Source organism: Flavobacteriaceae bacterium HL-DH10 (genome assembly GCA_031826515.1).
Lineage (GTDB): Bacteria > Bacteroidota > Bacteroidia > Flavobacteriales > Flavobacteriaceae > Thalassobellus > Thalassobellus suaedae.
Genome location: CP134536.1, coordinates 1,892,603 through 1,919,030, shown reverse-complemented (window position 1 = coordinate 1,919,030; position 26,428 = coordinate 1,892,603). Strand labels below are relative to the sequence as shown.

Annotated in this window: 17 protein-coding genes; 14 read left to right on the top strand and 3 right to left on the bottom strand. The window is 32.0% G+C overall.

What is annotated here, in order from left to right; all coding sequences use genetic code 11:
• The first annotated feature begins 64 nt into the window (after positions 1–64).
• The 9 genes from RHP49_08355 to RHP49_08315 all read left to right on the top strand — a co-directional run bounded on the left by RHP49_08355 (position 65) and on the right by RHP49_08315 (position 14,367).
• Positions 65–670: a TetR/AcrR family transcriptional regulator gene (locus RHP49_08355; GenBank protein ID WNH14251.1), complete on the top strand. Its 606-nt coding sequence runs from the start codon at positions 65–67 to the stop codon at positions 668–670.
• Between the two features lies 1 nt (position 671).
• Positions 672–2,015 (top strand): TolC family protein, encoded by a 1,344-nt coding sequence (locus RHP49_08350; GenBank protein ID WNH14250.1) that lies wholly within the window; start codon positions 672–674, stop codon positions 2,013–2,015.
• A 12-nt stretch (positions 2,016–2,027) separates the two neighbouring features.
• Complete coding sequence (locus RHP49_08345) at positions 2,028–3,197, top strand: efflux RND transporter periplasmic adaptor subunit (GenBank protein ID WNH14249.1); 1,170 nt, start codon at positions 2,028–2,030, stop codon at positions 3,195–3,197.
• 10 nt (positions 3,198–3,207) lie between these two features.
• Positions 3,208–6,726 (top strand): efflux RND transporter permease subunit, encoded by a 3,519-nt coding sequence (locus RHP49_08340; GenBank protein WNH14248.1) that lies wholly within the window; start codon positions 3,208–3,210, stop codon positions 6,724–6,726.
• A 109-nt stretch (positions 6,727–6,835) separates the two neighbouring features.
• Positions 6,836–8,584, top strand: a complete 1,749-nt coding sequence (gene aspS / locus RHP49_08335) for an aspartate--tRNA ligase (protein WNH14247.1) — start codon at positions 6,836–6,838, stop codon at positions 8,582–8,584.
• A gap of 10 nt (positions 8,585–8,594) precedes the next feature.
• On the top strand, positions 8,595–10,364 hold the full coding sequence (locus RHP49_08330) for an APC family permease (protein ID WNH14246.1): 1,770 nt from the start codon (positions 8,595–8,597) through the stop codon (positions 10,362–10,364).
• A 57-nt stretch (positions 10,365–10,421) separates the two neighbouring features.
• Entirely contained in the window at positions 10,422–12,215 is a 1,794-nt protein-coding gene (locus RHP49_08325; protein ID WNH14245.1) for a chloride channel protein, read from the top strand.
• A gap of 125 nt (positions 12,216–12,340) precedes the next feature.
• Positions 12,341–14,128 carry a chloride channel protein gene (locus tag RHP49_08320; GenBank protein WNH14244.1) on the top strand — a complete coding sequence of 596 codons (1,788 nt, stop codon included), beginning with the start codon at positions 12,341–12,343 and terminating at the stop codon, positions 14,126–14,128.
• 2 nt (positions 14,129–14,130) lie between these two features.
• Positions 14,131–14,367 carry a hypothetical protein gene (locus RHP49_08315; protein ID WNH14243.1) on the top strand — a complete coding sequence of 79 codons (237 nt, stop codon included), beginning with the start codon at positions 14,131–14,133 and terminating at the stop codon, positions 14,365–14,367.
• 333 nt (positions 14,368–14,700) lie between these two features.
• On the opposite strand, the gene RHP49_08310 is transcribed toward RHP49_08315, so the two are convergent.
• Positions 14,701–15,150 (bottom strand): nucleoside deaminase, encoded by a 450-nt coding sequence (locus RHP49_08310; GenBank protein WNH14242.1) that lies wholly within the window; start codon positions 15,148–15,150, stop codon positions 14,701–14,703.
• Between the two features lie 39 nt (positions 15,151–15,189).
• Here RHP49_08310 and dxs point away from each other — a divergent pair, with 39 nt between their 5' ends.
• Positions 15,190–16,956: a 1-deoxy-D-xylulose-5-phosphate synthase gene (gene dxs / locus RHP49_08305; GenBank protein ID WNH14241.1), complete on the top strand. Its 1,767-nt coding sequence runs from the start codon at positions 15,190–15,192 to the stop codon at positions 16,954–16,956.
• Between the two features lie 148 nt (positions 16,957–17,104).
• Here dxs and dgt read toward each other — a convergent pair whose 3' ends face one another.
• Positions 17,105–18,445 carry a dNTP triphosphohydrolase gene (gene dgt, locus RHP49_08300; GenBank protein WNH14240.1) on the bottom strand — a complete coding sequence of 447 codons (1,341 nt, stop codon included), beginning with the start codon at positions 18,443–18,445 and terminating at the stop codon, positions 17,105–17,107.
• 195 nt (positions 18,446–18,640) lie between these two features.
• Between dgt and RHP49_08295 the strand changes: the two genes are divergently transcribed.
• The 3 genes from RHP49_08295 to RHP49_08285 all read left to right on the top strand — a co-directional run bounded on the left by RHP49_08295 (position 18,641) and on the right by RHP49_08285 (position 24,313).
• Positions 18,641–19,024: a carboxypeptidase-like regulatory domain-containing protein gene (locus RHP49_08295; GenBank protein WNH14239.1), complete on the top strand. Its 384-nt coding sequence runs from the start codon at positions 18,641–18,643 to the stop codon at positions 19,022–19,024.
• Between the two features lie 268 nt (positions 19,025–19,292).
• Positions 19,293–22,034, top strand: a complete 2,742-nt coding sequence (locus RHP49_08290) for a TonB-dependent receptor (protein ID WNH14238.1) — start codon at positions 19,293–19,295, stop codon at positions 22,032–22,034.
• A gap of 254 nt (positions 22,035–22,288) precedes the next feature.
• Positions 22,289–24,313: a hypothetical protein gene (locus RHP49_08285; GenBank protein WNH14237.1), complete on the top strand. Its 2,025-nt coding sequence runs from the start codon at positions 22,289–22,291 to the stop codon at positions 24,311–24,313.
• A gap of 99 nt (positions 24,314–24,412) precedes the next feature.
• Here RHP49_08285 and RHP49_08280 read toward each other — a convergent pair whose 3' ends face one another.
• Positions 24,413–24,763, bottom strand: a complete 351-nt coding sequence (locus tag RHP49_08280; protein WNH14236.1) for a nicotinic acid mononucleotide adenyltransferase — start codon at positions 24,761–24,763, stop codon at positions 24,413–24,415.
• 383 nt (positions 24,764–25,146) lie between these two features.
• Here RHP49_08280 and RHP49_08275 point away from each other — a divergent pair, with 383 nt between their 5' ends.
• Entirely contained in the window at positions 25,147–26,352 is a 1,206-nt protein-coding gene (locus RHP49_08275; protein ID WNH14235.1) for a porin, read from the top strand.
• The last annotated feature ends 76 nt before the right edge of the window (positions 26,353–26,428 follow it).

The window sequence follows — 26,428 nt, the reverse complement described above, 5'->3', positions numbered from 1 at the left end:
TTTCATAAAACTTTGGAAACTTTTTAGGTTTTTAAAGTTTCCTGTTGTAATTTCGCGCCTTATTATGAGAGAAAAAATTACCCATAAAGCAGCAGAAATGTTTTTAACCCTAGGGTTTAAAAGCGTAACCATGGATGATATAGCAACCAATATGGCCATATCTAAAAAAACCATTTATGTCCATTTTGCTAATAAAACGAAACTTGTTGAGGCTGTAACCTTTGAGGTTTTTGAAAATATTTGCGAAGGCATTGATGGTATTTGTAATACATCACAAAACCCTATTCAACAATTATATGACATAAAAATGTTTGTGATGCAATATCTTAAAAACGAAAAAACATCACCTCAATATCAACTTAAAAAATATTACCCACAAATATACCAACGTTTGCATTTGAAACAATTTGAAAAAATGCATGAATCGGTTCAAGAGAGTCTTCAAAAAGGAATAGATATCGAATTATATAGGTCGAGTATTAATATTGATTTTATTTCTAGAATGTATTTTAATGGTATGGTAGGCATAAAAGATGACACTTATTTTCCTTCAAAAATATATAACATGGAATACCTAATGGGAAGCTTCTTAGAATACCACTTAAGAGCTATTGTTACAGAAAAAGGATTACAATTATTAAATGAAATTATAACATCAAATCAATCATAAAATGAAAAACAAACTAATATTAATTTTTAGTTTACTAATAATAGTCAAAGGGTTTTCTCAAGAAAACTTATATAATTTTAGCTTACAAGGCGCCATTGATTATGCTCTAGAAAATAACAGAACAGCTAAAAATGCATCTCGAGATATTGATGCTGCTAAAAAACAAAAATGGGAAACCACCACAATAGGGTTACCACAAATAAGTGCAAGTATAGATTATAACAACTGGCTAAAACAGCAAGTATCATTAATTCCAGCAGAATTTTTTGGTGGAAATGTTGGTGAGTTTGCCGAAGTAGCGTTTGGCACTAAACAAACCATGAATGGGACTATAAAATTAGAACAATTAATTTTTGATGGCTCGTATTTAGTAGGACTTCAATCTGCAAAAGTGTATTTAGAAATCTCTAAAAATGCAAAAGAAAAAACAGATTTAGAAGTTAGAAAAGCCGTAATAAACGCTTATGGAAATGTACTTCTTGCCGAAGAAAGCGTAAAGATTTTAGAACGTAATATGGATGTTCTAAAGAAAAATCTTAATGAATCAACTAAAATATATGAAAATGGTTTAGGAGATGAAGAAAGCGTAGAACAACTACAAATTACATTATCAGGAATTGAAAGCACTTTAAACAATACCTCGCGTTTAAAAAAACTGGCATATCAAATGTTAAATATCACATTAGGAATAGATATAAACAACAAAACGACTTTAACAGACAGTTTAGAAAGTTTAACAGCTCAAAATATTGTTTTAGACTTGCTAGAAGTTGAAGACAATATTGATAATAATATCGATTATAAAATAGCTAAAAATGATAAAACATCTAAAGAACTCCTTTTAAAGTTAGAAAAAAGCAAAGCATTGCCAACCTTAAAAGGCTTTGTTAATGGTGGTTATTCAGGTAACAACAATAATTTTAGTTTTTTAGAGAAAGACCAAAAATGGTTTGGTTCTTCTTTGTTAGGTGTAAGCATGAACATTCCTATTTTTAGTTCTGGCGGAAGAAGTGCTGCAACACAACGCGCTAAAATAAATCTTGAAAAAGCCAAAGAAGATTTAACAGAAACCGAACAAAAATTAAAATTACAAATTGCATCTGCAAAAAGCGATTATCAATTTGCTATTGAAGATTATGATAATAAAAAACAAAACTTAAATCTAGCCGAACGCATAGAAGCAAAAAACCAAATCAAATTTTTTGAAGGTATAGCTACTAGTTTTGAATTAAGACAAGCACAAACACAATTATATAGTTCGCAACAAGAATTTCTTCAAGCCATGCTCGATGTAATAAATAAAAAAGCAGAACTAGAAACTGTATTAAATACAACAAACAATTAAAATCAATCAAAAATGAAAATTATATACCCACTATTAATCGTAACACTTTTTTTAACCTCTTGTGGGGGCGACAAAAAGCAATCAGTAGAAAACGTTATTGCCACTGAAAATTTGGAAAAAATCAGACTTAAAAGATCTGAAATTGTAGCCAAACAGCAAGAAATAGCTGGACAATTAAAACAGTTAGATCATAAAATATCCATTTTAGATACTACAAAAAAAATACCTTTAATAACTACATTTACAGCTAAACATGAAATTTTTAATCATTATTTAGAACTACAGGGTAATGTAAGTACAAAAAATGTTTTAGTTATTTTTCCTGAGTTCAGTGGTGTATTATCTAAAGTATATGTAACCCAAGGACAAAAAGTTTTCAAAGGACAATTATTAGCAAAAATAGATGATGGTGGTTTAAGTCAACAATTAGCTCAAGCAGAAATTCAAGCGAATTTAGCTAAAACAACTTATGACCGTCAAGAGCGTCTTTGGAATCAAAAAATTGGTAGTGAAATTCAATATTTACAAGCTAAATCTAATTATGAAGCACAATCGCAAGTTGTAAATCAAATAAAACAACAAATTGCTAAAACAAGTGTTAGAGCACCTTTTAATGGTACTATTGACGATATTATTACAGAACAAGGAAGTGTCGTACAACCAGGTCAATCTCAATTAATGCGTATTGTAAATTTAGACAATATGTATATAGAAACAGATGTTCCTGAAAGATATGTAAGTAGTGTTACTGAAAATAAAAATGTTATAGTAGAAATTCCTGTTTTAGGAAAAACTATTGATGCAAAAGTAAGACAAGCAGGTAATTTTATAAATCCAGCAAACAGGACTTTCAAAGTAGAAATTGCTGTACCAAACAAAGACAAGAACATTAAACCAAACTTAACAGCAAAACTAAAAATTAACGACTACTCAAACGAAAATGCCTTATTAATTCCCCAAAGTATCATTTCTGAAAATGCTGAAGGAGATCAATATATTTATGTTATAAAAAATAAAAATGCTAATAACGAAGGGATTGCAGAACGTATTATTATTAAAACGGGCAAAACGCAAGGCGATGTTATTGAGGTTTTAGGTGGCATTGAAAATGGTTCTGAAATTATACAAGAAGGAGCCAGAAGTGTAAAAGACGGTCAAACTGTTAAAGTAATCAATCAATAATCAAAGAGTTATGACTAAACAAAAAAAACAAGTAGATAAAGAATTTGGATTATCATCTTGGGCTATAAATAATAAGACTACAATGTATGTGCTTATTTTAGTTATTTTCTACTTAGGTGCTTCTGCTTTTTTCGATATGTCTAGAGAAAATTTTCCTGAAGTAAATGAAACTAAAATTTATGTAAGTTCTGTTTTTCCTGGAAATACAGCCGAAGATATTGAAAAACTTATTACTGACCCTTTAGAAGACAAATTAAAAACAGTAAGTAATAAGGTAGAAATTACCTCAACATCTCAAGAAGATTACTCAATGCTTATTGTTGAGTTTGATGAACATATAACCGTTGAGCAGGCAAAACAAAAAGTAAAAGATGAGATTGATACTGAAACTTCAAGTGAAGATTGGCCAACATTTAATGGGGCAAAAGTAGAACCTGATGTTTTTGAGTTGAGCTTATCTGAAGAAATGCCGATTCTTAATATTAATATTTCTGGCGATTATCCTATAGAAAAACTAAAAGAATATGCTGAAATACTTCAAGATGAAATAGAAGACTTGGATGAAATTAAAAAAGCAGATATTCGTGGTGCACAGGAAAAAGAAGTTGAAGTAGCAGTAGATATTTATAAAATGATGGCTGCACAAGTTACTTTTAGCGATATAATAAACGCTATTAATGGAGGTAACGTAACTATGTCTGCAGGTAATTTAATAACAAGTGGACAACGACGGACCATTCGAGTTCTTGGAGAAATAGAAAGTCCATCAGAATTGGAAAACTTTGTTGTAAAATCTGAAAAAGAAAAATCTATTTACCTAAAAGATGTAGCTTCTGTTTCATTTAAAGATGAAGATAAAACCACTTTTGCAAGAGAATTTGGCGCACCTGTTGTTATGTTAGATGTTAAAAAACGTGCAGGAAAAAACATGGTTGCAGCCGCAGAAAAAATTCAACTTATTGTTAAAAATGCTATTGAAAATGATTTTCCACAAGATTTGAAAGTCACTATTTCAAATGATCAATCTTCAGTAACTATTGGTCAAGTAGACGATTTAGTCAATAACATCATTTTTGGAGTTCTTTTAGTTGTTACAGTTTTAATGTTCTTTTTAGGCTTTAAAAATGCCATATTTGTTGGTTTTGCAATACCAATGTCCATGTTTATGTCTCTCATGATATTAAATTTACTTGGTCATAGCTTAAACACCATGGTGCTTTTTGGGTTAATTATGGGACTTGGGATGCTTGTAGATAACGGTATTGTAGTCGTTGAAAACGTATATCGTTTAATGGATGAAGAAGGCATGAGTAGAATTCAAGCTGCTAAAAAAGGTATAGGAGAAATAGCATTTCCTATCATTATTTCTACAGCTACAACTGTTGCTGCTTTTATTCCCTTAGGATTATGGCCAGGAATTATGGGTGAGTTTATGATGATTTTACCAATAACGCTTTCTGTTGTTTTAGGGTCATCATTATTTGTTGCTATTTTCTTTAACTCTGTTTTGGTATCTCAATTTATGAATACTGAAGACAAAGACATGCCTTTAAAACAAATAGTTAAAACAACAAGTATTATGGCTGGCATAGGGCTTTTTATATTTATTGTTGGTGGTGAATATAGAGCCTTAGGGACACTCATGGTAATAACGGCAATTTTGTTATGGGTATACCGTTTATTTTTACGCAAATGGGCAAATAGTTTTCAAACTAAAACGCTTAAAAAGTTAGAAAATGCATATGAAAAACAACTCCGTTATGCGCTCTCTGGTAAAATGCCTTATGTTTTTAGTATTAGTACTTTCCTATTATTAATTGTAGCATTTATAGCATTTGGTGCTTCTTTGGCTACGCAACGTACTAAAGTAGAATTCTTTCCAGATAATAAGCCTAATCAAATTATTGTTTATATAGAATATCCTCAAGGAACTGCTATTGAAAAAACAAATGCTATTACTAAAGAAATTGAACAACGTGTATTTAAAGTTTTAGATGATAGTCAATATAAAGATGGTGATTATAACTATTTAGTAGAAAATGCTGTTTCACAAGTTGGTGAAGGTGCTGGAAACCCTCAAACCGATGGTGGTTCGGCAGCTGAAATGCCACACAAAGCAAAAATTACAGCATCAATGCGAGAGTATAAATATAGACGAGGTGAAGATAGTGAGTTGTTACGTCAAAAAGTGCAAATTGCTTTAGCTGGTATTTATCCTGGTGTACTTATTTCTGTTGAAAAAGATGCTAATGGCCCACCAGCAGGTGCTCCAATTAATATTGAAATAGAAGGTGATGATTATAATGAACTCATTGCAACTGCAGAAAACATGCGCGAGTTTATTAACACTAAAAATATTCCAGGAATTGATGAGCTTAAAATAGATGTAAATAAAGATAAGCCTGGAATGAAAGTAACGGTAGATCGTAAAAAAGCAGGTGAGTTAGGAGTAAGTGCTTCACAAGTTGGTCAGCAATTACGTAACTCTATTTTTGGTTCAAAAGCAGGGATTTATAAAGAAGGTGGCGATGATTATGATATTTATGTTCGCTTTAATAAAGAAAACAGATATAATACCAGTGCCTTATTTAATCAGAATATAACCTTTAGGGATATGGCTTCTGGTCAAATAAAAAACATCCCATTATCTACTGTAGCTAAACATGAAAACAATTCTGGCTTTAGTGCTATTAAACATAAAGAAACTAAACGTGTTGTAACAGTTTATTCAGCTTTAGCTCCTGGTTTTACAGATGCCGGTGCTATTGTTACACAAATTCAGAATGAAATGAAAAGTTACGATGGTTTATCTGAAAATGTTAAAATAGATTACACAGGACAAATTGAAGAGCAAAATAAGCAAATGACCTTTTTAATGGGCGCATTTGGAACAGGTTTGATGCTTATATTCTTTATTTTAATATTTCAATTTAATTCAATATCAAAACCAACAATTATTATGTTGGCTATTTTCTTAAGTTTTATTGGTGTTTTTGGTGGTCTTGTAATATCTGGCTCTGCCTTTGTAATTATGATGACTATGGTTGGTATTATTTCATTAGCTGGAATTGTAGTTAACAATGGTGTGGTATTGCTAGATTATGCACAACTACTTATTGATAGAAAGAAAAATGAAAAAAACCTAGATGAATCTGAGTATTTAGAAACTAAAGATTTATTTGAAAGTATTGTAAAAGCAGGTAAAGCCCGTTTAAGACCCGTACTATTAACAGCAATAACAACTATACTCGGGTTAATACCTCTTGCTATTGGTTTAAACATTAACTTCTTTACTTTATTTAAAGACTTTAACCCTAATATATATATGGGAGGAGACAATGTTGTGTTTTGGGGGCCATTAGCTTGGACAGTTATTTATGGCTTATTTGTAGCAACCTTTTTAACATTAATAGTTGTTCCTGTTTTATTCTTTTTAACTATGAAACTAAAAATGTGGTTGCGAAGAAAAACAATTTCTGAAGAAGGAATTCCTCAAGAAGTTTTTAATATGAATAAACGAATAGATTAATTAAGTGACTAACTCAATTAATAGTAAAAAAGCCTCAATAAAATATTGAGGCTTTTTTCATTTTTATAGTCATATAACTTATGTAAATTTGCACTTCAATTATACAACAATGTACAGAAGTCATAATTGTGGCGAATTAACAGCTACAAATATTAATACAGAAGTAACCCTTTCAGGTTGGGTTCAAAAATCTAGAGATAAAGGTTTTATAGTGTGGGTAGATTTACGTGACCGTTATGGTATTACGCAATTGGTGTTTGATGAAGAACGCACATCTAAACAAATGATGGAGCAAGCTCAAAACTTAGGACGTGAATTTGTAATTCAAGTAAAAGGAACCGTTATTGAACGTGCTTCAAAAAACCCAAATATTCCAACTGGTGATATTGAAATATTAGTTTCAGAACTAACTATTTTAAACGAATCTATTCTTCCTCCTTTTACCATTGAAGACAAAACCGATGGTGGTGAAGATATACGCATGAAATATCGTTATTTAGATATTCGCCGTAACCCAGTAAAAAACAGTTTGATTTTCAGATCGAAAGTTTCTCAAGAAGTTAGAAACTATTTATCTAAAGAAGGGTTTATAGAAGTTGAAACGCCTTATTTAATAAAATCGACTCCAGAAGGTGCAAGAGATTTTGTAGTACCTTCAAGAATGAATGAAGGTCAGTTTTATGCACTTCCTCAATCGCCACAAACCTTTAAGCAACTGCTTATGGTTGGTGGTATGGACAAATATTTTCAAATTGTAAAATGCTTTAGAGATGAAGATTTACGTGCCGACAGACAACCAGAATTCACACAAATAGATTGTGAAATGGCATTTGTTGAACAAGAAGATATTTTAAATGTTTTTGAAGGATTAACACGTCATTTACTAAAAGAAGTAAATGGTGTAGAAGTTGAAAAATTTCCGCGATTATTATATGATGATGCCATGCGTTTATATGGTAACGACAAACCAGATATTCGTTTCGGAATGGAATTTGGTGAACTTAACCACGTTGCACAACATAAAGATTTTGGTGTTTTTAATAATGCCGAATTAGTTGTAGGTATCGCTGTTCCAGGAGGAAATAGTTACACGAGAAAAGAAATTGATAAATTAATTGATTGGGTAAAACGTCCGCAAGTTGGTGCTTTAGGAATGGTTTATTCAAGATGTAATGATGATGGAAGTTACAAATCATCAGTCGATAAATTTTACAATCAAGACGATTTAGCAAAATGGGCTGAAGTTACTGGTGCTAAACCAGGAGATTTAATTTGTGTGCTTTCTGGTGATAAAAATAAAGTTCGTGCACAATTAAGTGCTTTACGTATGGAATTAGCAGAACGTTTAGGCCTAAGAGACCCAAAAGTTTTTGCACCACTTTGGGTTATTGATTTTCCTTTGTTAGAATTAGATGAAGACACAGGACATTACCATGCGATGCATCACCCTTTTACTTCACCAAAACCTGGACAATTAGAATTATTAGATTCTAATCCAGGAGACGTAAAAGCAAATGCTTATGATTTAGTATTAAATGGAAATGAAATTGGAGGTGGCTCTATCAGGATTCATGATAAAGAAACCCAAGCCATTATGTTTAAACATTTAGGCTTTACAGAAGAAGAAGCAAAAGCACAATTTGGTTTTTTAATGGATGCTTTTCAATATGGTGCTCCACCACATGGTGGTTTAGCTTTTGGATTAGATAGACTAGTTGCTATTTTAGGCGGACAAGAAACCATACGTGATTTTATTGCGTTTCCAAAAAACAATTCGGGACGCGATGTTATGATTGATGCACCTGCACCAATTGATGATAAACAATTAAGTGAACTTCACCTTAAAATAGAGTTATAACTTTGAAATAATGAAAAAGAAAGGGCATACTAAGAAATTAAACCAATTAGCAGCCACAGCTATTTGTGGTAATGATATTAGCTCTTCTGTTTTATATGTTTCGGCACTTGCTATTGCATTTGCAGGTCAATATGCATGGATAACATTATTAATAGTATCTGTTGTATTATTTCTTTTTAGAAAAATATATGGTGAAGTTGTTGGAGCACTTCCTCTAAATGGCGGCGCATATAATGCCTTGTTAAATACTACTAGCAAATTTTTAGCCTCATTTGCAGCAACCTTAACATTGCTTTCTTATATGGCAACAGCTGTTATTTCTGCTAATGAAGCTATTCATTATTTACATCATCTAATTACTTCTATGCCTATAATAATAGCTACTATTGTGCTATTAGGTGTTTTTGCAGCACTTACTATTGGAGGCATAACAGAATCTGCTAAAGTTGCTATAGGTATTTTTATTTTTCATTTAATATCCTTAGCTATATTAAGTGCGTTTATCATATATTTTCTTAGTCAAAATGGTATAAGTCTATTTTTTGAAAACTGGAAACTTCCTGTACCAGGAGGAAGTATTACAACAGCCATATTTTTAGGCTTTGCCGCATCTATGTTAGGCGTATCTGGTTTTGAAAGTTCTGCTAATTTTGTTGAAGAACAAGAGAAAGGTGTTTTTCCAAAAACACTTAAAAACATGTGGATTGTTGTTAGTGTAATAAACCCTTTAATGGCCATATTTGCTTTAGCTCTTTTTTCGCTTCCTCTTTTACAAAGTGATGCATATCAAAATACGTTATTAACTGAAATGGGTGCTCATGTTGGAGGAAACTGGATTGCTATTTTAATATCCATTGATGCCTTTTTAGTATTAAGTGGTGCCGTATTAACCAGTTTTGTTGGTGTTTCTGGTTTATTGGAACGTATGACTTTAGATAGAATCTTACCTCCGTTTTTTTTAAAGAAAAACTCAAAAGGGAGCTCCTATAGAATTATTTTAATGTTTTTTATATTATCCGTTTCTGTTTTACTTATTACTAATGGAAATGTTAAATTATTAGCAGGTGTTTATACCATTTCATTCTTATCTGTTATGGTGTTATTTGGTATTGGAAACATTTTACTAAAAGTAAAAAGGAGCCAATTACCTAGACCTGAAAAAGCAACATGGGGAGCTGTTCTTTTAGCCATTTTTGCTGTTATTGTAGCATTAGTTGGAAATATCTCAATGACTCCTAAAGATGACACCCCTAGTAATTTAGTTGTGTTTCTTGATTATTTTATCCCAACTATTATTTTCATAATTATTATGCTTAATAGAATCGTTCTATTAAACTTCTTATTAAATGTAATACATAGTATTTTTGATCCTATTCGCAGTTTAGTATTGAGAACTGACAAAAAAATACTAAATACAATCAATAAAATAAATTCACAAGAGTTTGTTTTTTTTACTAAAGGAGACAATATTGCTACGCTTAATAAAGTAATGCTATATATTACTAAGAATGAGCATACCAAAAAACTTAAAATTGTTTTAGCCTTAGATAAGAATGATGTTCTTCCTAAAAACTTAGAACAAGAAATTGATTTTTTAAATAGGGAATATCCAGAAATTGATATTGAATTTATTATTGAAAAAGGTAAATTTAGTCCAGATTTGATTAAAAATTTATCAAAAAAGTGGAGTATTCCTATCAACTTCATGTTTATTGGCTCTCCTAGTGATAAATTCCCATATAAAATCCAAGATTTGGGTGGCGTTAGACTTATTATTTAAAAGAATATGCCTCTTTATTAAATTCCTACTTTAACAGCATTTTTTTTAGATTCAACCATGCCTAAACAAACAATATTAAAACAAATTTTAATCTGGAGAGCTAAGCATATTTCTCATAGGCAATTTGTATATATACTAAGTATAATAATTGGTTTCACTTCAGGTCTTGGCGCTGTTGTTCTAAAAAATTTAACACACTTTATTCAGCATGTACTAGAAGGTAAATTAATTAACGAATACCATCATGCATTCTTATTTCTATTCCCTATTTTAGGACTAACACTTGTTTATTTTATTATTAAATATGTTATTAGAAACAAAGTAAGCCACGGTATTCCATCAACGCTTTATGCCATTTCTAAACGAAAGGGTATCATGAAGCAATACCAAATGTTCGGTTCTATCTTAACCGCTCCTCTTACCGTTGGTTTTGGAGGATCTGTAGGGTTAGAAGGTCCTACCGTTGCAACAGGAGCAGCTATAGGTTCAAACATTTCGAGAATGTTTCATTTAAATCAAACATCTCGAACACTTTTAATTGGTTGTGCCTCTGCAGGAGCTATGTCTGCCATATTTAAAGCTCCTATTGCTGCTATCATTTTTGCTATAGAAGTGTTTAGTTTAGACTTAACAATAGCTTCTATGCTTCCGCTTTTGTTAGCATCACTTTCTGCTATTTTAACTTCTTATTTTTTCTTTGGAGACGATATTTTACTACCATTTAGAATTGAAGATAAATTTGTTATTTCAGACGCCCCTTTTTATATTTTATTAGGTATTATCGCGGCATTTGTTTCTATTTATTTTACTGAAGTATATGATAGAATTCAGAAACTTTTCGACAAACTAGATTCGCCTATAAAAAAACTAGTTGTTGGTGGTATTGGTATTGGAATACTTGTTTTTTTAATTCCGCCATTATACGGTGAAGGGTTTGATGTTATAAATAATTTAATTGTTGGTAACCCAGAAAAAGCTTTAAAGAACAATTTATTTCAAATGGATTTAAACAACATTTGGGTTGTTGTTCTACTTTTAATAGGACTCATGCTTTTTAAAATTATAGCCAGTTCCTTGACCTTTGGTGCAGGTGGTGTAGGAGGTATTTTCGCACCAACGCTGTTTATGGGAAGTATTATGGGGTATTGTATGTCTAAAATAGTAAATAACTGTGGATTATTTAACAGCCCTATTTCCGAAAGTAATTTTACATTAGTTGGTATGGCAGGTTTATTAGCTGGGGTTTTACACGCTCCCCTAACAGCTATTTTCTTAATTGCAGAACTTACTGGCGGATACGAACTTTTTATCCCGTTAATGCTTACAGCAACCATATCGTTTAGTATTACTAAATATTTCAAACCGCATTCGGTTTATAATATGGAACTAGGTAGAAAAGGTGAATTGATAACACACGATAAAGACCATGCTGTTTTAACATTAATGGACATAGATAAAGTTATAGAAACAAATTTTATAATCATAAGACCAGAAATGACCTTAGAAGAAATTATACATAAAGCTGTTGTAAAATCTAATCGAAATATCTTTCCAGTAGTAAAAAAAGACACTCATAAATTGCAAGGTATTATTCTTTTAGATGATTTAAGACCCATTATGTTCGATCAATCTTTATACAAAGAAGTTGTAGCTACCGATGTGATGCAAAAACCACCTGAAGTCATAAATCTGGACACTGATAAAATGACCGACATTATGAAAAAGTTCCAAGACAGTAGCGCATGGAATTTACCTGTTAAAAAGAACGGAATTTATTTTGGTTTCATTTCTAAGTCTAAGTTATTAACAGCGTACAGACGTCAATTAATTACACTACAGAATAATTCGTAAAAAAACATAGAAGAGGAAATAAAGGACCTTATCTTATATCGGCATATTTTTAAGCTTAAAACTAATTTAAAATCATAAAAAACTAAACCCGGTTTTCATATAAATTTTTTTAGTAATTTTATAAAATGCCATCTAATTCCAAAAGCCTTTTATTCAAATTTTTAATTTGGAAATATAAACATATTTCCGAGCGTCAATTTGTTTACATACTTAGCATATTAGTTGGTTTTTTAGCTGGTATGGGCACAGTAGTACTTAAAAACCTAACGCATTACATTCAATTACTTTTTGAATTAAATTTTTTTAAAAACTACCAAAACACCTTGTACTTTATTTTTCCAATAATTGGATTGCTTTTGGTTTATATAATAAAACAAATCTGGTTAAAAAAACATATTGGTCATGGTATTTCATCAACTCTGCATGCTATTTCTAAACTAAATGGCATCATTCCAAGATATAATATTTATGCGTCTTTAATTACAGCTCCCTTAACAGCTGGTTTTGGTGGATCGGTAGGTTTACAAGGTCCCGCAGTAAGTGTAGGTGCTGCTTTGGGCTCTAATGCGGCACAATTATTTCACATGAATACCAAAACCAGAATGTTGTTAATAGGTTGCGCAGCTACTGGAGCTATGGCATCCATGTTTAAAGCGCCTATTGCAGCAATTGTGTTTGCTGTTGAAATATTTAGCTTAGATATTGCTTTTGCGTCTTTAGTACCTCTTTTATTAGCATCAATTTCAGCAGTTGTAACATCTTATATGTTTTTAGGAACAGATGTTTTACTTAGATTTGAATTAATTGACAAATTCGAAGTCAACGACATTGCCTTATACGCAGTACTTGGCTTAGTCACAGCATTGGCTTCTGTCTATTTCTCAAAAGTATTTTTTGCCATTACTAACTTTTTTAATCAATTTAAAAGTCGTGCCATACGGTTATTAATTGGAGGCTTAGCCATAGGTACTATACTATATTTTATACCACCTCTTTACGGTGAGGGTTATGGTATTATGAATAATCTTTTAAAAGGAGATCATTTAGCTGCCATAGGAACAACACCTTTCAATTTTGATTTATCAAATATATGGATTGTTATTGGGCTGCTAATTGGCATTGCTGTTTTTAAAGCTATTGCCATGACAACTACTTTTGGTGCTGGCGGTGTAGGCGGTTTATTTATTCCGACACTGGTGATGGGAAGCGCTCTTGGAAACGCTTTTGCTAAAATAATTAATAATATTGGATTCGGTCTTCAAGTATCAGAATCCAACTTTACACTAATAGGAATGACGGGCCTAATGGCAGGAGTTTTACACGCCCCGTTAACAGCTATTTTCCTTATTGCAGAAATAACTGGCGGTTACGAACTATTCCTACCACTTATGATTGTATCAGCCATTTCATTTACCATTACAAAACACTATATATCGCACTCCATTTACACATTAAAACTTGCTAAACGCGGCGAACTCATGACCCACGATAAAGACCAAAATGTACTCATGGTTATGGATATTGATAAAGTAATTGAAACCAATTTTGTTATATTAAAACCAGAGATGCTACTTGGAGATATTTTAAAAAACGCCGTTTCAAAATCTTCTAGAAATCATTTTCCTGTCGTAAATGATGAACAAGAGTTTTTAGGCGTTATTCGACTTGATGACATTAGGCACATTATGTTTAATTCTGACTTATATGATAATGTTGACGCTGCCAGCCTGATGCATGCTGATGCAGGTATCATTGATTACAATAAGGATTCTATGAAACAAATCATGGATAAATTTAAAACCAGTGGTGCTTGGAATTTACCCGTTATAAAAAATGGCAAATATTTTGGCTATATTTCAAAATCAAAATTATTAACTGCTTACAGGCGTCAACTAATTAATTTTACTAAATAATAATGAAATACTTTATCCTTTTATTAGCTATTGCAGCATTTACAAGTATTATTTTAGGTCTTACAACAGATTTAGAATACTCTCAAAAACTTATTGGCTTTGGAGTTCTAGGTCTTTTTATTATAGTATTTCCTTTATTTGCATACTACCATTGGAAAGATAAAGATATTAAAGACTATATGCTAACTAAAGAAAATTTAGATAAAATGCGAGAACGCGAAGGCGATAAACGTAATTAATTTTATTTTTTTGGTATTCCCTTTCCCGATAGCTATTAGGAGGTCGCGCTAGAGTTTATCTTGAGCGCAGTCGAAAGGTTGCAATCTTTTTGCTTGTGCTTTACAAAAAGGATTTCCTCTTCAATCCCTAACCTCGATTTAATATACAGTTTTCAATTTCGTGCTAATTATAATATTTACATAGATATAAAAATAAATTAAAAGCTTTTGTCATTTCGAATGCAATGAGAAATCGCATAATTTTTGTCGCTCAAAAAACACGAAGTCACAAAATCTTATTAGAAATCACTTATTATGTGATGTCTCAATGGTTCCTCGTTTCGACATGACAAGTTAATTCAAATTCCGCTTTTCAATAAAAAAACGTTTTAAAAGAGCGGAAGCCTCATCAGCCATTACACCACCTTTTATAATGGTTTTAGGATGTAATTTTGTTTTCAAATTAATACACCCTCGCTCTTCATCTCTTGCACCATAAACAATATTAGAAATCTGACTCCAATACAAAGCCCCTGCACACATTTGGCAAGGCTCTAAAGTTACATACAACGTACATTTTTGAAGATATTTACCTCCTAAAAAATTAGCTGCTGCAGTAATAGCTTGCATTTCGGCATGTGCCGTAACATCATTAAGCATTTCAGTTAAATTGTGACCTCTAGCAATAACTCTATTGTCAATAACAATAACAGCACCTACAGGTATTTCACCTTTCTCAAAAGCAATCTCAGCTTCCTGAAGGGCGCGTTTCATAAAATAGGTGTCATCAAAAGGTTCTATCATAATAGCAAAAATACTAATTCATTCTCGTACTTTTGCCCTGTGCAAAACTCATTTTTAAATACTATAAACTCTCCCAAAGAGCTTCGTCTTTTAAAACAAGAAGACTTACCTATACTTGCAAAAGAATTACGTGAGTTTATCATTAACATAGTTGCTACAAAAGAAGGCCATTTAGGTGCTAGTTTAGGTGTAGTTGAATTAACAATCGCTCTACATTATGTGTTTAACACCCCAGACGACCAACTTATTTGGGATGTGGGACATCAAGCTTACGGACATAAAATACTAACGGGCAGAAAAGATGATTTTCATACTAACAGACAAATAGGTGGCATAAGTGGTTTCCCTAAACGAGAGGAAAGCATTTATGATGCCTTTGGAGTTGGACATGCCTCTACATCTATTTCTGCAGCATTGGGTATGGCAATTGCTTCCAAATTAAAAGGTGAAACAGAAAAACAGCATATTGCTGTTATTGGTGATGCTAGTATTGCTGGCGGAATGGCTTTTGAAGGCCTAAACCATGCAGGAGTTACAGACGCCAACTTGTTAGTGATTTTAAATGATAACGCTATTGGTATCGATCCAAGTGTTGGTGCATTAAAACAATATTTAACTAATGTAAAAAAGGGCACTCAAAAAAGAAATAATATTATAAAAGCCCTAAATTTTGATTATTCAGGACCTATTGATGGCCATGATATTGCTAAAATTATTTCTGAACTTGAACGCTTAAAATCTATTAAAGGCCCTAAATTTTTACACATAATAACCACAAAAGGGAAAGGTTTAAAACAAGCTGAAGAAGACCAAGTTAAATACCATGCTCCAGGAAAATTTAATGCTTCTACAGGAGATCTTATTTCAAAATCGCCTTCAGAATTCACTAAATATCAAGATGTTTTTGGATATACTATTGTAGAACTTGCCAAACAAAATAAAAATATTGTTGGCATTACACCTGCTATGCCTACGGGAAGTTCGTTAAAATACATGATGGATGACATGCCAGAACGTGCTTTTGATGTTGGTATTGCCGAACAACACGCTGTAACATTGGCAGCGGGGATGACTACCCAAGGTTTAATTCCGTTTTGTAATATTTACTCAACCTTTTTACAACGTGCTTTCGATCAAATAATTCATGATGTTGCATTACAAAAACTACCTGTTATTTTTTGTTTAGACAGAGCTGGATTAGTTGGTGAAGATGGTGCAACACATCATGGTGTTTACGATTTAAGTTATTTAAGGTGCATTCCTAATCTGATTATTTTTGCTCCAAGAAATGAAGTTGAATTAAGAAACATCATGTACACAGCGCAATTAGGATTAGAACAACCAATTGCTATTCGTTACCCTAGAGGTAAAGGCGTTACAACACATTGGAAACAACCATTTTTTAAAATGGATATTGGTAAAGGCATTCAGCTTAAAGCTGGTAAAAATTTAGCTATTTTAAGTATTGGAAATATGGCTAACAATGTTTCGGAAGCTATTTTAAACCTGGATGTTTCTCATTACGACATGCGTTTTGTAAAACCTTTAGATGAACTTTTACTTCATACTATTTTTGAAAAATATAGCACGATTATTACCGTTGAAGACAATAGTATAAAAGGTGGTTTTGGAAGTGCTGTTTTAGAATTTGCTGCTGAACATAATTATAAAAACACCATAAAAACATTAGGGATTCCTGATAAATTTATAGAGCATGGTAAAGTTAGTGAACTTCAAAAACTGATTGGCCTGGATGTTGAAAGTTTAATAAACTACTTTGGCAAATACGCCCGCGTTAGGGATTGAAGTGAAAATCCTTTTTTCTGCTCATAGAAACATATTTTGTTTTGGCTAAGATTTGGCAGGTTGCTTCGTCGTTTCTTCTCGCTATGACGTTAAAAAAAAGATTGCAACAAAAAGCCCGACCCGACAGGGTAACGCCCAAAATAATATTCTAAAAACTAATGCCTTTTATTTTCTTATAATCTAAAATTGCTTTACTGTCTGATAGCAAGGACACATAATAACACACACTAGATAATCGCTCGTATAAACTGCTATTTTCTATTTTTATTGACTTCGGTAAGCCCTTTATAATTAGTTTATCGTAATTGGAAGCCGTATTATTATAACAATTATTTACAGCATTGGTATAGGTGTTTAACAAGGTATTAATAACACCATAGCCTGCAATTTCCTTATCGACAACCTCAGTAGACTGATATATATTTTCTATACTAATTTTTAGAATATCGTTTATTTGTGCTTCGTATTTACTTTTGTCAAGTAAAGCACAATCGAAATCGTCATTTAAGATAGCATCTTCATGTTTCATAAAAATATCGACTGCTTCGTTAATAAGCGTTCCAATGGCTAGAGCACGTAAATACCCGATACGGTCTTCTTTAGTTGAAAGGGCATAATAGTTTTCTGGTTTAATGGTATCTCTTATTATTTTCGACAAATATTCAAGAGCAAACTCTTCTTGAATTAACCCCAAATTAATACCATCTTCAAAATCGATAATGGTATAACAAATATCGTCGGCTGCTTCTACTAAAAATGCGAGCGGATGACGCGCGTAACTAATAGCTGCATCACTTCGCTTTAATAAACCTAATTCTTTAGCGATATCTTTATAAGCCTCTTTTTCACTTTGAAAAAAACCATATTTTTTGTCGGCAATATGTGTTGTTGGTTTTTTAGGAAGCGACTCTTTTGGGTACTTTGTAAAGGCACCTAGTGTTGCATAACTTAAACGTAAGCCACCAATTCTACCAGCTCTACTTTCTGTTAAAATTTTAAATCCGTTAGCATTCCCTTCAAAATCACATAAATCTTGATATTCCTTTGCTGTTAATTGTTCTTCATATTGACTTCCTTCTCCCGTTTTAAAAAATTCGCCAATAGCTTTTTCTCCAGAGTGCCCGAAAGGCGGGTTTCCAATATCATGTGCCAATGCCGCTGCTGCCACAATAGCTCCAAAATCGTTCGCTTGATACCCATGAACACGTTGCAAATGTGGATGTTTTTCTAACAATTTTTTCCCAACTAATCGTCCTAATGAACGACCAACGACACTAACTTCTAAACTATGAGTTAAACGCGTATGCACAAAATCGGTTTGAGATAATGGGATAACCTGCGTTTTATCTTGTAGACTTCTAAATTCTGATGAAAAAATGATTCTATCGTAATCAACTTCAAATCCTAAACGTGTTTCGTCTTGCTCTTTTCGTATACGTTTATTGGTATCGCCAAAACGTTTTAAAGATAATAGTTGTTCCCAGTTCATAGTAATTTATTAAGTGTTGGCAAGATAAATAAATTCAATAAAAAGAAAGCTTTTAAATTTGACTTAAACCATCAAATTTTAAACTCTTATCTGTTAACATTAAGGTAACATTTTAATTATAAATCATTAACCTTTTAGTAACACATGCTTATTTAGTAATCTTTTTCTTTGTTGTGATATTTATAGCAAACTAAAATGAAACATTTAATATACATTTCTTTATTTCTTTTTACCATATTTTCCTTTGGGCAAAATACTGGATTAATTGTTGGTAAAGTGCTAGACAAAGAAATGAATGACTCGCCTTTAGTCCTTGCTAGTGTTTTAGTTAAAGGAACCTCTATAAAATCAGACACAGACTTAACTGGTTTATTTGTTATTGAAAACTTAGAAGATGGCGACTACACTCTAGTTTGCAGCTTTGTTGGGTATGAATCTCAAGAAATTGATGTTCATGTTGATTCTAACGAGCCTTCTGAAGTAAAATTATCTTTAGCTGCTAGCAGCATTTCTTTAAATGATTTAGCTCTAGTTATGGCTAGCGCAGATTCTGATCCTAAAACGACTACTGCTCAATAATTAAACTGTTTATTAGTTCTTCTTTTTTTACAATACGTATTAGAATATAAGTAAAGCAACTATATTACTTTTATATCTAACTTTCATTATCTATAATTTTTATTAGAAAACCTTTTGGTTTTTAATGTTAATTAATTGTAACTAATTAAGAAATCAAACAGCAATAAGGTAACATTTATCTAACACTTTTATGACAGTTCTTTAATCTATAGATAACACTCTATTCACATAGTGTTTCGTTCTTTGCCGGAGATAAAAACTAAAAAGAATGAAAAAAATCACACTATTGTTACTGTTTGTTTCGGCAACAATTTCATATGCTCAAAACACTGGTTCTGTGTCTGGTAAGTTAATCGACAAAGAATACAATAATGAACCTTTAGCATTTGCTAATGTTTTAATTAAAGGCACAACAACAGGAACAACTTCAGATTTTGATGGGTTATATACTTTTGAAAATCTTAACGCTGGAGAGTATACATTAATATTTAGCTTTGTAGGTTACGAAACTCAAGAAATACCTGTAACAATTATTGCTGGAAAAATAACAGAAGTAAATGTGCCAATGGGTGCAAGTGCAGCCTCTTTAGATGAAGTTGTAATTACAACTACAACAAAAAGAGAAAGTGAAACAGCTTTATTATTAGAACAGAAGAAAGCGGTAGTTATTAAAGAAAGTATTGGGGCAGAGCGTTTGTCTAAAATTGGTGTTTCTGATGCTGCATCTGCAACCACAAAAATTTCTGGTGTTACTAAAAGTGAAGGGTCTGGAGATATTTACATAAGAGGTTTAGGTGATAGATATTTATCAACTACAATGAACGGTTTACCAATACCTTCTGACGATGTAAATAATAAAAACATCAATCTTAATTTATTTTCAACGAATATGATTGAAAATGTTGGGATTAGTAAAACGTATACAACATCTAGCTACGCAGACCAAACATCAGGGAACGTTGATATTACTTCTAAAGGATATTCTAAAAAAGGAGCTTCTATTAATTTAAACTCTGGATACAACATCAATGTTTTAGGTTTAGATGGGTCTTTTAAAAGAAGTGTAGCAACAGAAGATGTAACTTTAGGCTTTCACAAAAAAGAATACGCCTTAGTAGACTTAATTACCAGACAAAGCTGGGATCCTCTTAAAGAAAAAAACACTGGAAATTACGGCATCTCACTTTCTGGAGCACAGAAGTTTAATGTACTAGGTAAAGAACTAAAAGTATTTGTTGCGGGTTCTCACTCTAAAACACACCAATATCAAGAAGGTATTTTTAGAAGTTACCGTTCAAACATCTTAGACAACGAATTTACAGATACCGAATCTTTTAATACCAAAACAAACACTACGGGTTATGTTAATTTAGGATTGAAGTTAAATGATAATCATAAACTTAAAATTAGTAGTTTATCTGTTAATACAAGTAACGATAATGTTTACGAACAAGGTAGAAATGGTGAAGGTTATGTATTCGATCAAGATCCGCAAGAAGATGGTGCTTTTGTAAGAGATCAAAATTTTAAACAAACTATTTTATTAGTAAATCAAATAGAAGGTGATCATAATATAACAGAAAACAATAAACTAACTTGGGCAGCTGGTTACAACTATGTTTTAGCTCAAGAACCAAATAGAATTAGAAACGAAGCAAACATATTGGATGCAAACACCGTACAATATGCCCACGTTGGAGATTTTCAACAAAGAAAGTCTAATCAAAAAATTGAAGACACAGAATACAATGCCTATATTAATGATGCGATTTCTTTCGGCACATTAGATGAGGATGAAAACCACCCATTCAAATTAAATTTTGGAGCAGACTATCGCCAAAAAGACCGTGTATTTAGTTCGTTATTTATTGGTGTAAGAGCAAGAGGTTTTCAAGTACCATCTATAGATCAATTTTCTCAAACTTTTACAGCAGACAATTTTGATAACGGTTTAGTTTTAAGAGAAAGAGATGCAGATAGATATGAAGCCGACTTAAACATTATGGCTGGTTACGCCAATTTAGATTTTCATTTTGGTGCAAAGTTTTCAGGTAATGCAGGTGTAAGATTTGAACGAGATGAATTAAACGTACTATGGGATGTTGCCAATTTTGTGGGGCGTGTAGGGTCTATCAAAAAAGAATATTCTGAACTTTACCCAAGTTTAAACTTAAAATATGAGTTAAACGAAAAGCATGCAGTTCGTTTTGCTTCAAGTTTAACACAAACCTTACCTGAGTTTAAAGAATTAGCACCATTTGAATATGTATCACCAACTGGTCGTGTTACTAGTGGAGATCCTAATTTAGAAAAGTCGGATGTTTTTAATGCCGATTTAAAGTATGAATTTTTTCCTAGCAAAGGTCAATTATTTTCTGCTACAGCTTTTTACAAAGACATTAAAAGACCTATTAACTTAGCACAAACCAGAGGCTCTTCAGGAATATTTCAATATTCAAATACTGGGGAAAAAGCTACTGTATTTGGTGTAGAATTAGAAGCAAGATTAGGGCTTATTAAAAATGAAGATGAAGAACATATTTTAGACTTCAACACCAACATAACCAAAATGTGGTTTAACCAAGATTTATTAGAAGAGTTTCAATATAAAAATGTAACAGAATCTGATTTACAAGGTGCTTCAGATTTAATTTTAAACAGTTCTTTAAGTTATAATAGTCAAACTAAAAAAGAATTTAATGCTACATTAACTGGAAATTATTCTTCTGATAAGGTTTTTGCCTTAGGATCTCCTGAAGATTTTAGTAACAGTGCTGTATTATATAATGATGAAATAATTGAAAAAGGCTTCTTTACTCTAGACTTAGTAGTAAGCAAAATGCTAACCGAAAAATTACAACTTAAATTAGTAGGTAGAAATTTACTAAATCCAGACATTCAACAAAAACAATTAATAAGAGATATTAATACAAGTGTTGAAACTAATAAAGTGGTTTTATCCTATAAAAAAGGAGCCCAATTAAATTTAAGTTTGAAGTACGATTTCTAAAATCGAAACACATAAATTATTAAATCTTTTATAGGATTAAAATACTTAAAACCATCCTCTACATTATATGTTAAGGATGGTTTATTTTTAATCGATTTATCCTATTAAACTACTATTAACACTTACTTAACATAAGAAAGATTTTCATATTGAAAGGTAACTTATGCTTAATATTTAATTAAACAGAAGGAAACATAAATCTGTTTTCTTTGTGCAACAAAATATTGATTATAAAACTTAAATAAAAAATTAAAATGAAGAATGTATTTGTAAAATTTTTTGGAATAGCCGCAGTATTTGCAGCCATTACATTAACCAGTTGTGATTCTGAAGATCCAAATCCAATAGGTAAAGAAAATACGGAAGTTATAGCTAACTTAGAAGCTGGTATTTTAAAAGGAACTTTAAAAGAAGACTATATACTCTCTGCAAGTACTGCTTATAGCTTAACAGGATCGTTTATTATTGATAACGGTGCAACATTAAACATTCCTGCAGGAACCAAAATCCTTGCCGATAATGGTGGTACAGATGTTTATATAGCTGTATTAATGGGAGGTCAAATAAATATTAATGGTACACCTGGAAATCCAGTTGTTATGTCATCTGCAAATGGTAACCCTGGGGATTGGGGAGGCTTAACTTTATGTGGTAAAGCAACTACTACTGCAGGTGCTAATGCACAGGCAGAAGTTGGAGGTTTTATTTATGGAGGTACTGATGATACTGATAGTTCTGGTATTATAAGATATTTACAAATTGTTGGTACTGGTGCTCAAATTAGTTTAGATTCTCAATATAATGGGATATCTTTTTATGCTGTTGGTTCTGGTACTTTAGTTGATAATGTTGCTGTAATTAATGGAGAAGACGATGGTGTTGAGTTTTTTGGTGGAACCGTTTCTGTTTCTAATTTATACCTACAGGATAACTGGGATGATTCTATCGATTGGACTGAAGGGTGGAATGGCTCTGTTACTAATGCATATATCACACATACAAGTGCATTAGTAGAAGGTTTCTCTACAGTTTTTGAAGGTGATAAAGATAATGGTAACCCTAAATTCAATAACATTACTGCTGTTTCAACAGTTGGTGGTACTGCTTTACAATTCAAATTAACATCTGGTGGTACAATTGATGGTCTAACTTTAATAGGTTATGATTTAGATTTAAACATGAAAGATGGTGCTCCAACTTCAAGTGTAATTTTTAATGATGGCTATACACCTGTAGCAATGGTTGAAGATGACGATACTACTCCAGATGTAGACGAAAGTATTTTTGATTTTGCTCTAAACACGACTGCTGTTCCTACTATAACTGCTGATGATTTCCCATGGGTAAGTTCAGATATTTCTTTTGAGAGCAGTTTATTACAAGGTGCTGTTACTGGTAATGTAACTTTAGACGCATCAGTAAATTACACACTTAACTCTTCTTATATTGTACAAAGTGGTGCAAAATTAACAATTCCTGCTGGAACTAAAATTACTGCTAGAGATGGTGGCACAGGAGTTTATATTGCTGTTTTACAAGGTGGTGAAATAGATATTCAAGGAACTGCTACTAATCCAGTTGTTATTTCTTCGGCAGATGCTAATACAGGAGACTGGGGTGGATTAACAATTTGTGGAAACGCTACTACTACTGCAGGTGTTAATGCTAAGGCTGAAATTGGTGGATTCATTTATGGAGGCACTAACGATACTGAAAGTTCTGGTTCTGTTACTTACTTAGTACTTAAAGGCACAGGAGCTCAAATTAACTCTGAATCTCAATACAACGGTGTGTCACTATATGCTGTTGGTTCTGGAACAACTTTAGAAAACATTTCTGTAATTGATGGTGAAGATGATGGTATTGAATTCTTTGGAGGGACTGTTTCTGTAACTAACATCTACTTAGAAAATAATTTTGATGATGCTATTGACTGGACTGAAGGATGGAATGGCACTGTAACCAATGCTTATATTTCCCATACTCTAGCTGATTTCTCTACAGCCTTTGAAGGAGATAAAGATAATGGAAATCCAAAGTTTGTAAATGTAACTGCTATTTCTACAGTAGGAGGAACTGCTTTACAATTTAAGAAACAATCTGGTGGTACTATCACGAACCTTTACTTAGAAGGTTATGATAAAAACATTGACATGAAAGATGATGGTCCACTTGCCAATGTAATCATTGATGGTAATGCAGCTACTACTACAGATGCATATAACACAGGTACAAAAGTTGATATTTCTACTTGGACATGGAGAAACGCTAGCTTATAATATAAAAAAATGGCTTTCCTTTAATAGAAAAGAAAGTTTATATAAAAAAGAAAAAGCATCCCATTAGGGATGCTTTTTCTTTTTATGCCTTTATTCAGCTTAAAAATCATTTCCGCCTTTAGCGTCTGTTTCTTTTAAACCAGCAATAACATTGGCATTATAATCTACTTCTTTAATAGTTTCATTAGTATAATAAAACCACTTGCCGACTTTTTTTCCATTATCATAATTTCCCGAAATTGTTTTTTTACCTTCTGCGTTAAAACTTAACCATTTACCTTGTAATTTACCATCTGTAGTGTAAGACCCTGTTTGGCTTACTTCTCCATTGTCATGATAATAAACAACATCAATTAAATTGGTTTCTTTATTAAGTTTTAAATCTCTCTTTTGTTGACCAAAAGATACCACAGTAATTAAAAAGGCAAAAAATAAAATAAACTTCTTCATAATTATGGGGGATTTAACATTATATATCAAAGATACATATTCCTTAATATTTAAGCAACATTCACATAACATTAATTTAACATTGAAAACACAACCGACTGTACTTAAGCATTTTACATATAAAGATTTAACATTGGAATATTAATAATTACTTAATATTGAGGTTACATTAAGATTACCTATATCTCTGATATTTGTAAAGTCTTAAGACAAACAATTAGTATTTCATATAATCTATTAGTTTTTGTCGACTACATTATCATGATTTCTAATGAGACTGCCTTAGGCCAAGGCAGTCTTTTTTTGTTATAAAATTAATCATTTGGAAACATTAAGTTAACATTGGTTTTAGTTCTTTGCAGCGACAAAAACTAATAAATACAATGAAACTTAAATTTACGCTTGTTGCAGCAATTCTGCTTGCAATTACTTCCTTAAATGCACAAGAAATCAGCGACACATCATTTGGTAAAGGATTAATCAATTTTACTGCAAAAGACAGCTCTTTTAGTGTGAAATTTGCACCTCGTTTTCAAGTTAGATCTATGTCTTCTTGGGATCATGACGGTAACCAATACGGAAGTCCAGATCATAACTTTATTGTTCGTCGTGCACGTTTAAAATTTGATGGTTTTGCTTATAGCCCTAAATTAAAATACAAATTAGAGTTAGGCTTATCTAATAGAGATATATCAGGTGCCAATCAGTTTAACAGAAATACACCGCGCTATATTTTAGATGCTGTAATTATGTGGAGTTTTGCAAAAAACTGGGAACTTTGGGCAGGACAAACAAAATTACCAGGAAACGTAGAACGTGTGGTGTCTTCCGCTAATCTTCAATTAATAGATCGTTCGTTATTAAACAGCCGCTTTAATATAGATCGTGACTTAGGTATTCAACTTCGTCATAAATCAAATTTAGGTGGGAACTTTTTAATGCGTGAAAAATTCGCAATCTCTCAAGGAGAAGGACGTAATGTAACCGAAGGAAATGAAGGCGGTTTACAATATACTGGTCGAATAGAGTTTCTTCCTTTTGGAACCTTTAAATCTAAGGGGGATTACTTTCAATCTGACTTGAAACGTGAAGAAAAACCAAAATTAATGTTAGGATTTACCTATAACTACAATCAAGATGCTGTAAGAGAAAGAGGCTTTGCAGGTGATTATATGATTAGAACTGATGGTTCTATATACGAAACAGATCAAACCACCATTTTTGCTGATGCTATGTTTAAATATAATGGCTTTTCTTTTATGGGCGAATATGCAAAAAGAACAGCTAATGATGAAGTTGCAACAGAGTTAGATGGAACAACTCCTACTGGAGATATTGTTTTAACAGGTAACGCTTTAAACTTACAAGCTGGTTATTTATTTAAAAGTAACTATGAAATAGCGGCACGTTTTACTACTCTAAATTACGAAAATGTTACTGGCGCATTACCAACAGAACAATATACGCTTGGCATAAACAAATTTATAGTAGGACATAAACTAAAAGTACAAAGTGACATTAGTTATACAACTCTAGACGGAAACAAGGATAATATCACCTTCAGATTAGGTTTTGATATCCACTTTTAATTTTTTATAATATAACAATTACATAACATTTTAATCATATATTGTCATGATATTTGCAGACCTTTTACAATTAAGA

Coding starts and splice junctions, on each gene's coding strand:
- RHP49_08285 (WNH14237.1), top strand. CDS start 22,289: ATGAAGAATGTATTTGTAAAATTTTTTGGAATAGCCGCAGTATTTGCA.
- RHP49_08350 (WNH14250.1), top strand. CDS start 672: ATGAAAAACAAACTAATATTAATTTTTAGTTTACTAATAATAGTCAAA.
- dgt (WNH14240.1), bottom strand. CDS start 18,445: ATGAACTGGGAACAACTATTATCTTTAAAACGTTTTGGCGATACCAAT.
- RHP49_08320 (WNH14244.1), top strand. CDS start 12,341: ATGCCATCTAATTCCAAAAGCCTTTTATTCAAATTTTTAATTTGGAAA.
- RHP49_08345 (WNH14249.1), top strand. CDS start 2,028: ATGAAAATTATATACCCACTATTAATCGTAACACTTTTTTTAACCTCT.
- RHP49_08295 (WNH14239.1), top strand. CDS start 18,641: ATGAAACATTTAATATACATTTCTTTATTTCTTTTTACCATATTTTCC.
- RHP49_08280 (WNH14236.1), bottom strand. CDS start 24,763: ATGAAGAAGTTTATTTTATTTTTTGCCTTTTTAATTACTGTGGTATCT.
- RHP49_08290 (WNH14238.1), top strand. CDS start 19,293: ATGAAAAAAATCACACTATTGTTACTGTTTGTTTCGGCAACAATTTCA.
- RHP49_08275 (WNH14235.1), top strand. CDS start 25,147: ATGAAACTTAAATTTACGCTTGTTGCAGCAATTCTGCTTGCAATTACT.
- RHP49_08330 (WNH14246.1), top strand. CDS start 8,595: ATGAAAAAGAAAGGGCATACTAAGAAATTAAACCAATTAGCAGCCACA.
- RHP49_08355 (WNH14251.1), top strand. CDS start 65: ATGAGAGAAAAAATTACCCATAAAGCAGCAGAAATGTTTTTAACCCTA.
- RHP49_08340 (WNH14248.1), top strand. CDS start 3,208: ATGACTAAACAAAAAAAACAAGTAGATAAAGAATTTGGATTATCATCT.
- RHP49_08310 (WNH14242.1), bottom strand. CDS start 15,150: ATGATAGAACCTTTTGATGACACCTATTTTATGAAACGCGCCCTTCAG.
- RHP49_08315 (WNH14243.1), top strand. CDS start 14,131: ATGAAATACTTTATCCTTTTATTAGCTATTGCAGCATTTACAAGTATT.
- RHP49_08325 (WNH14245.1), top strand. CDS start 10,422: ATGCCTAAACAAACAATATTAAAACAAATTTTAATCTGGAGAGCTAAG.
- aspS (WNH14247.1), top strand. CDS start 6,836: ATGTACAGAAGTCATAATTGTGGCGAATTAACAGCTACAAATATTAAT.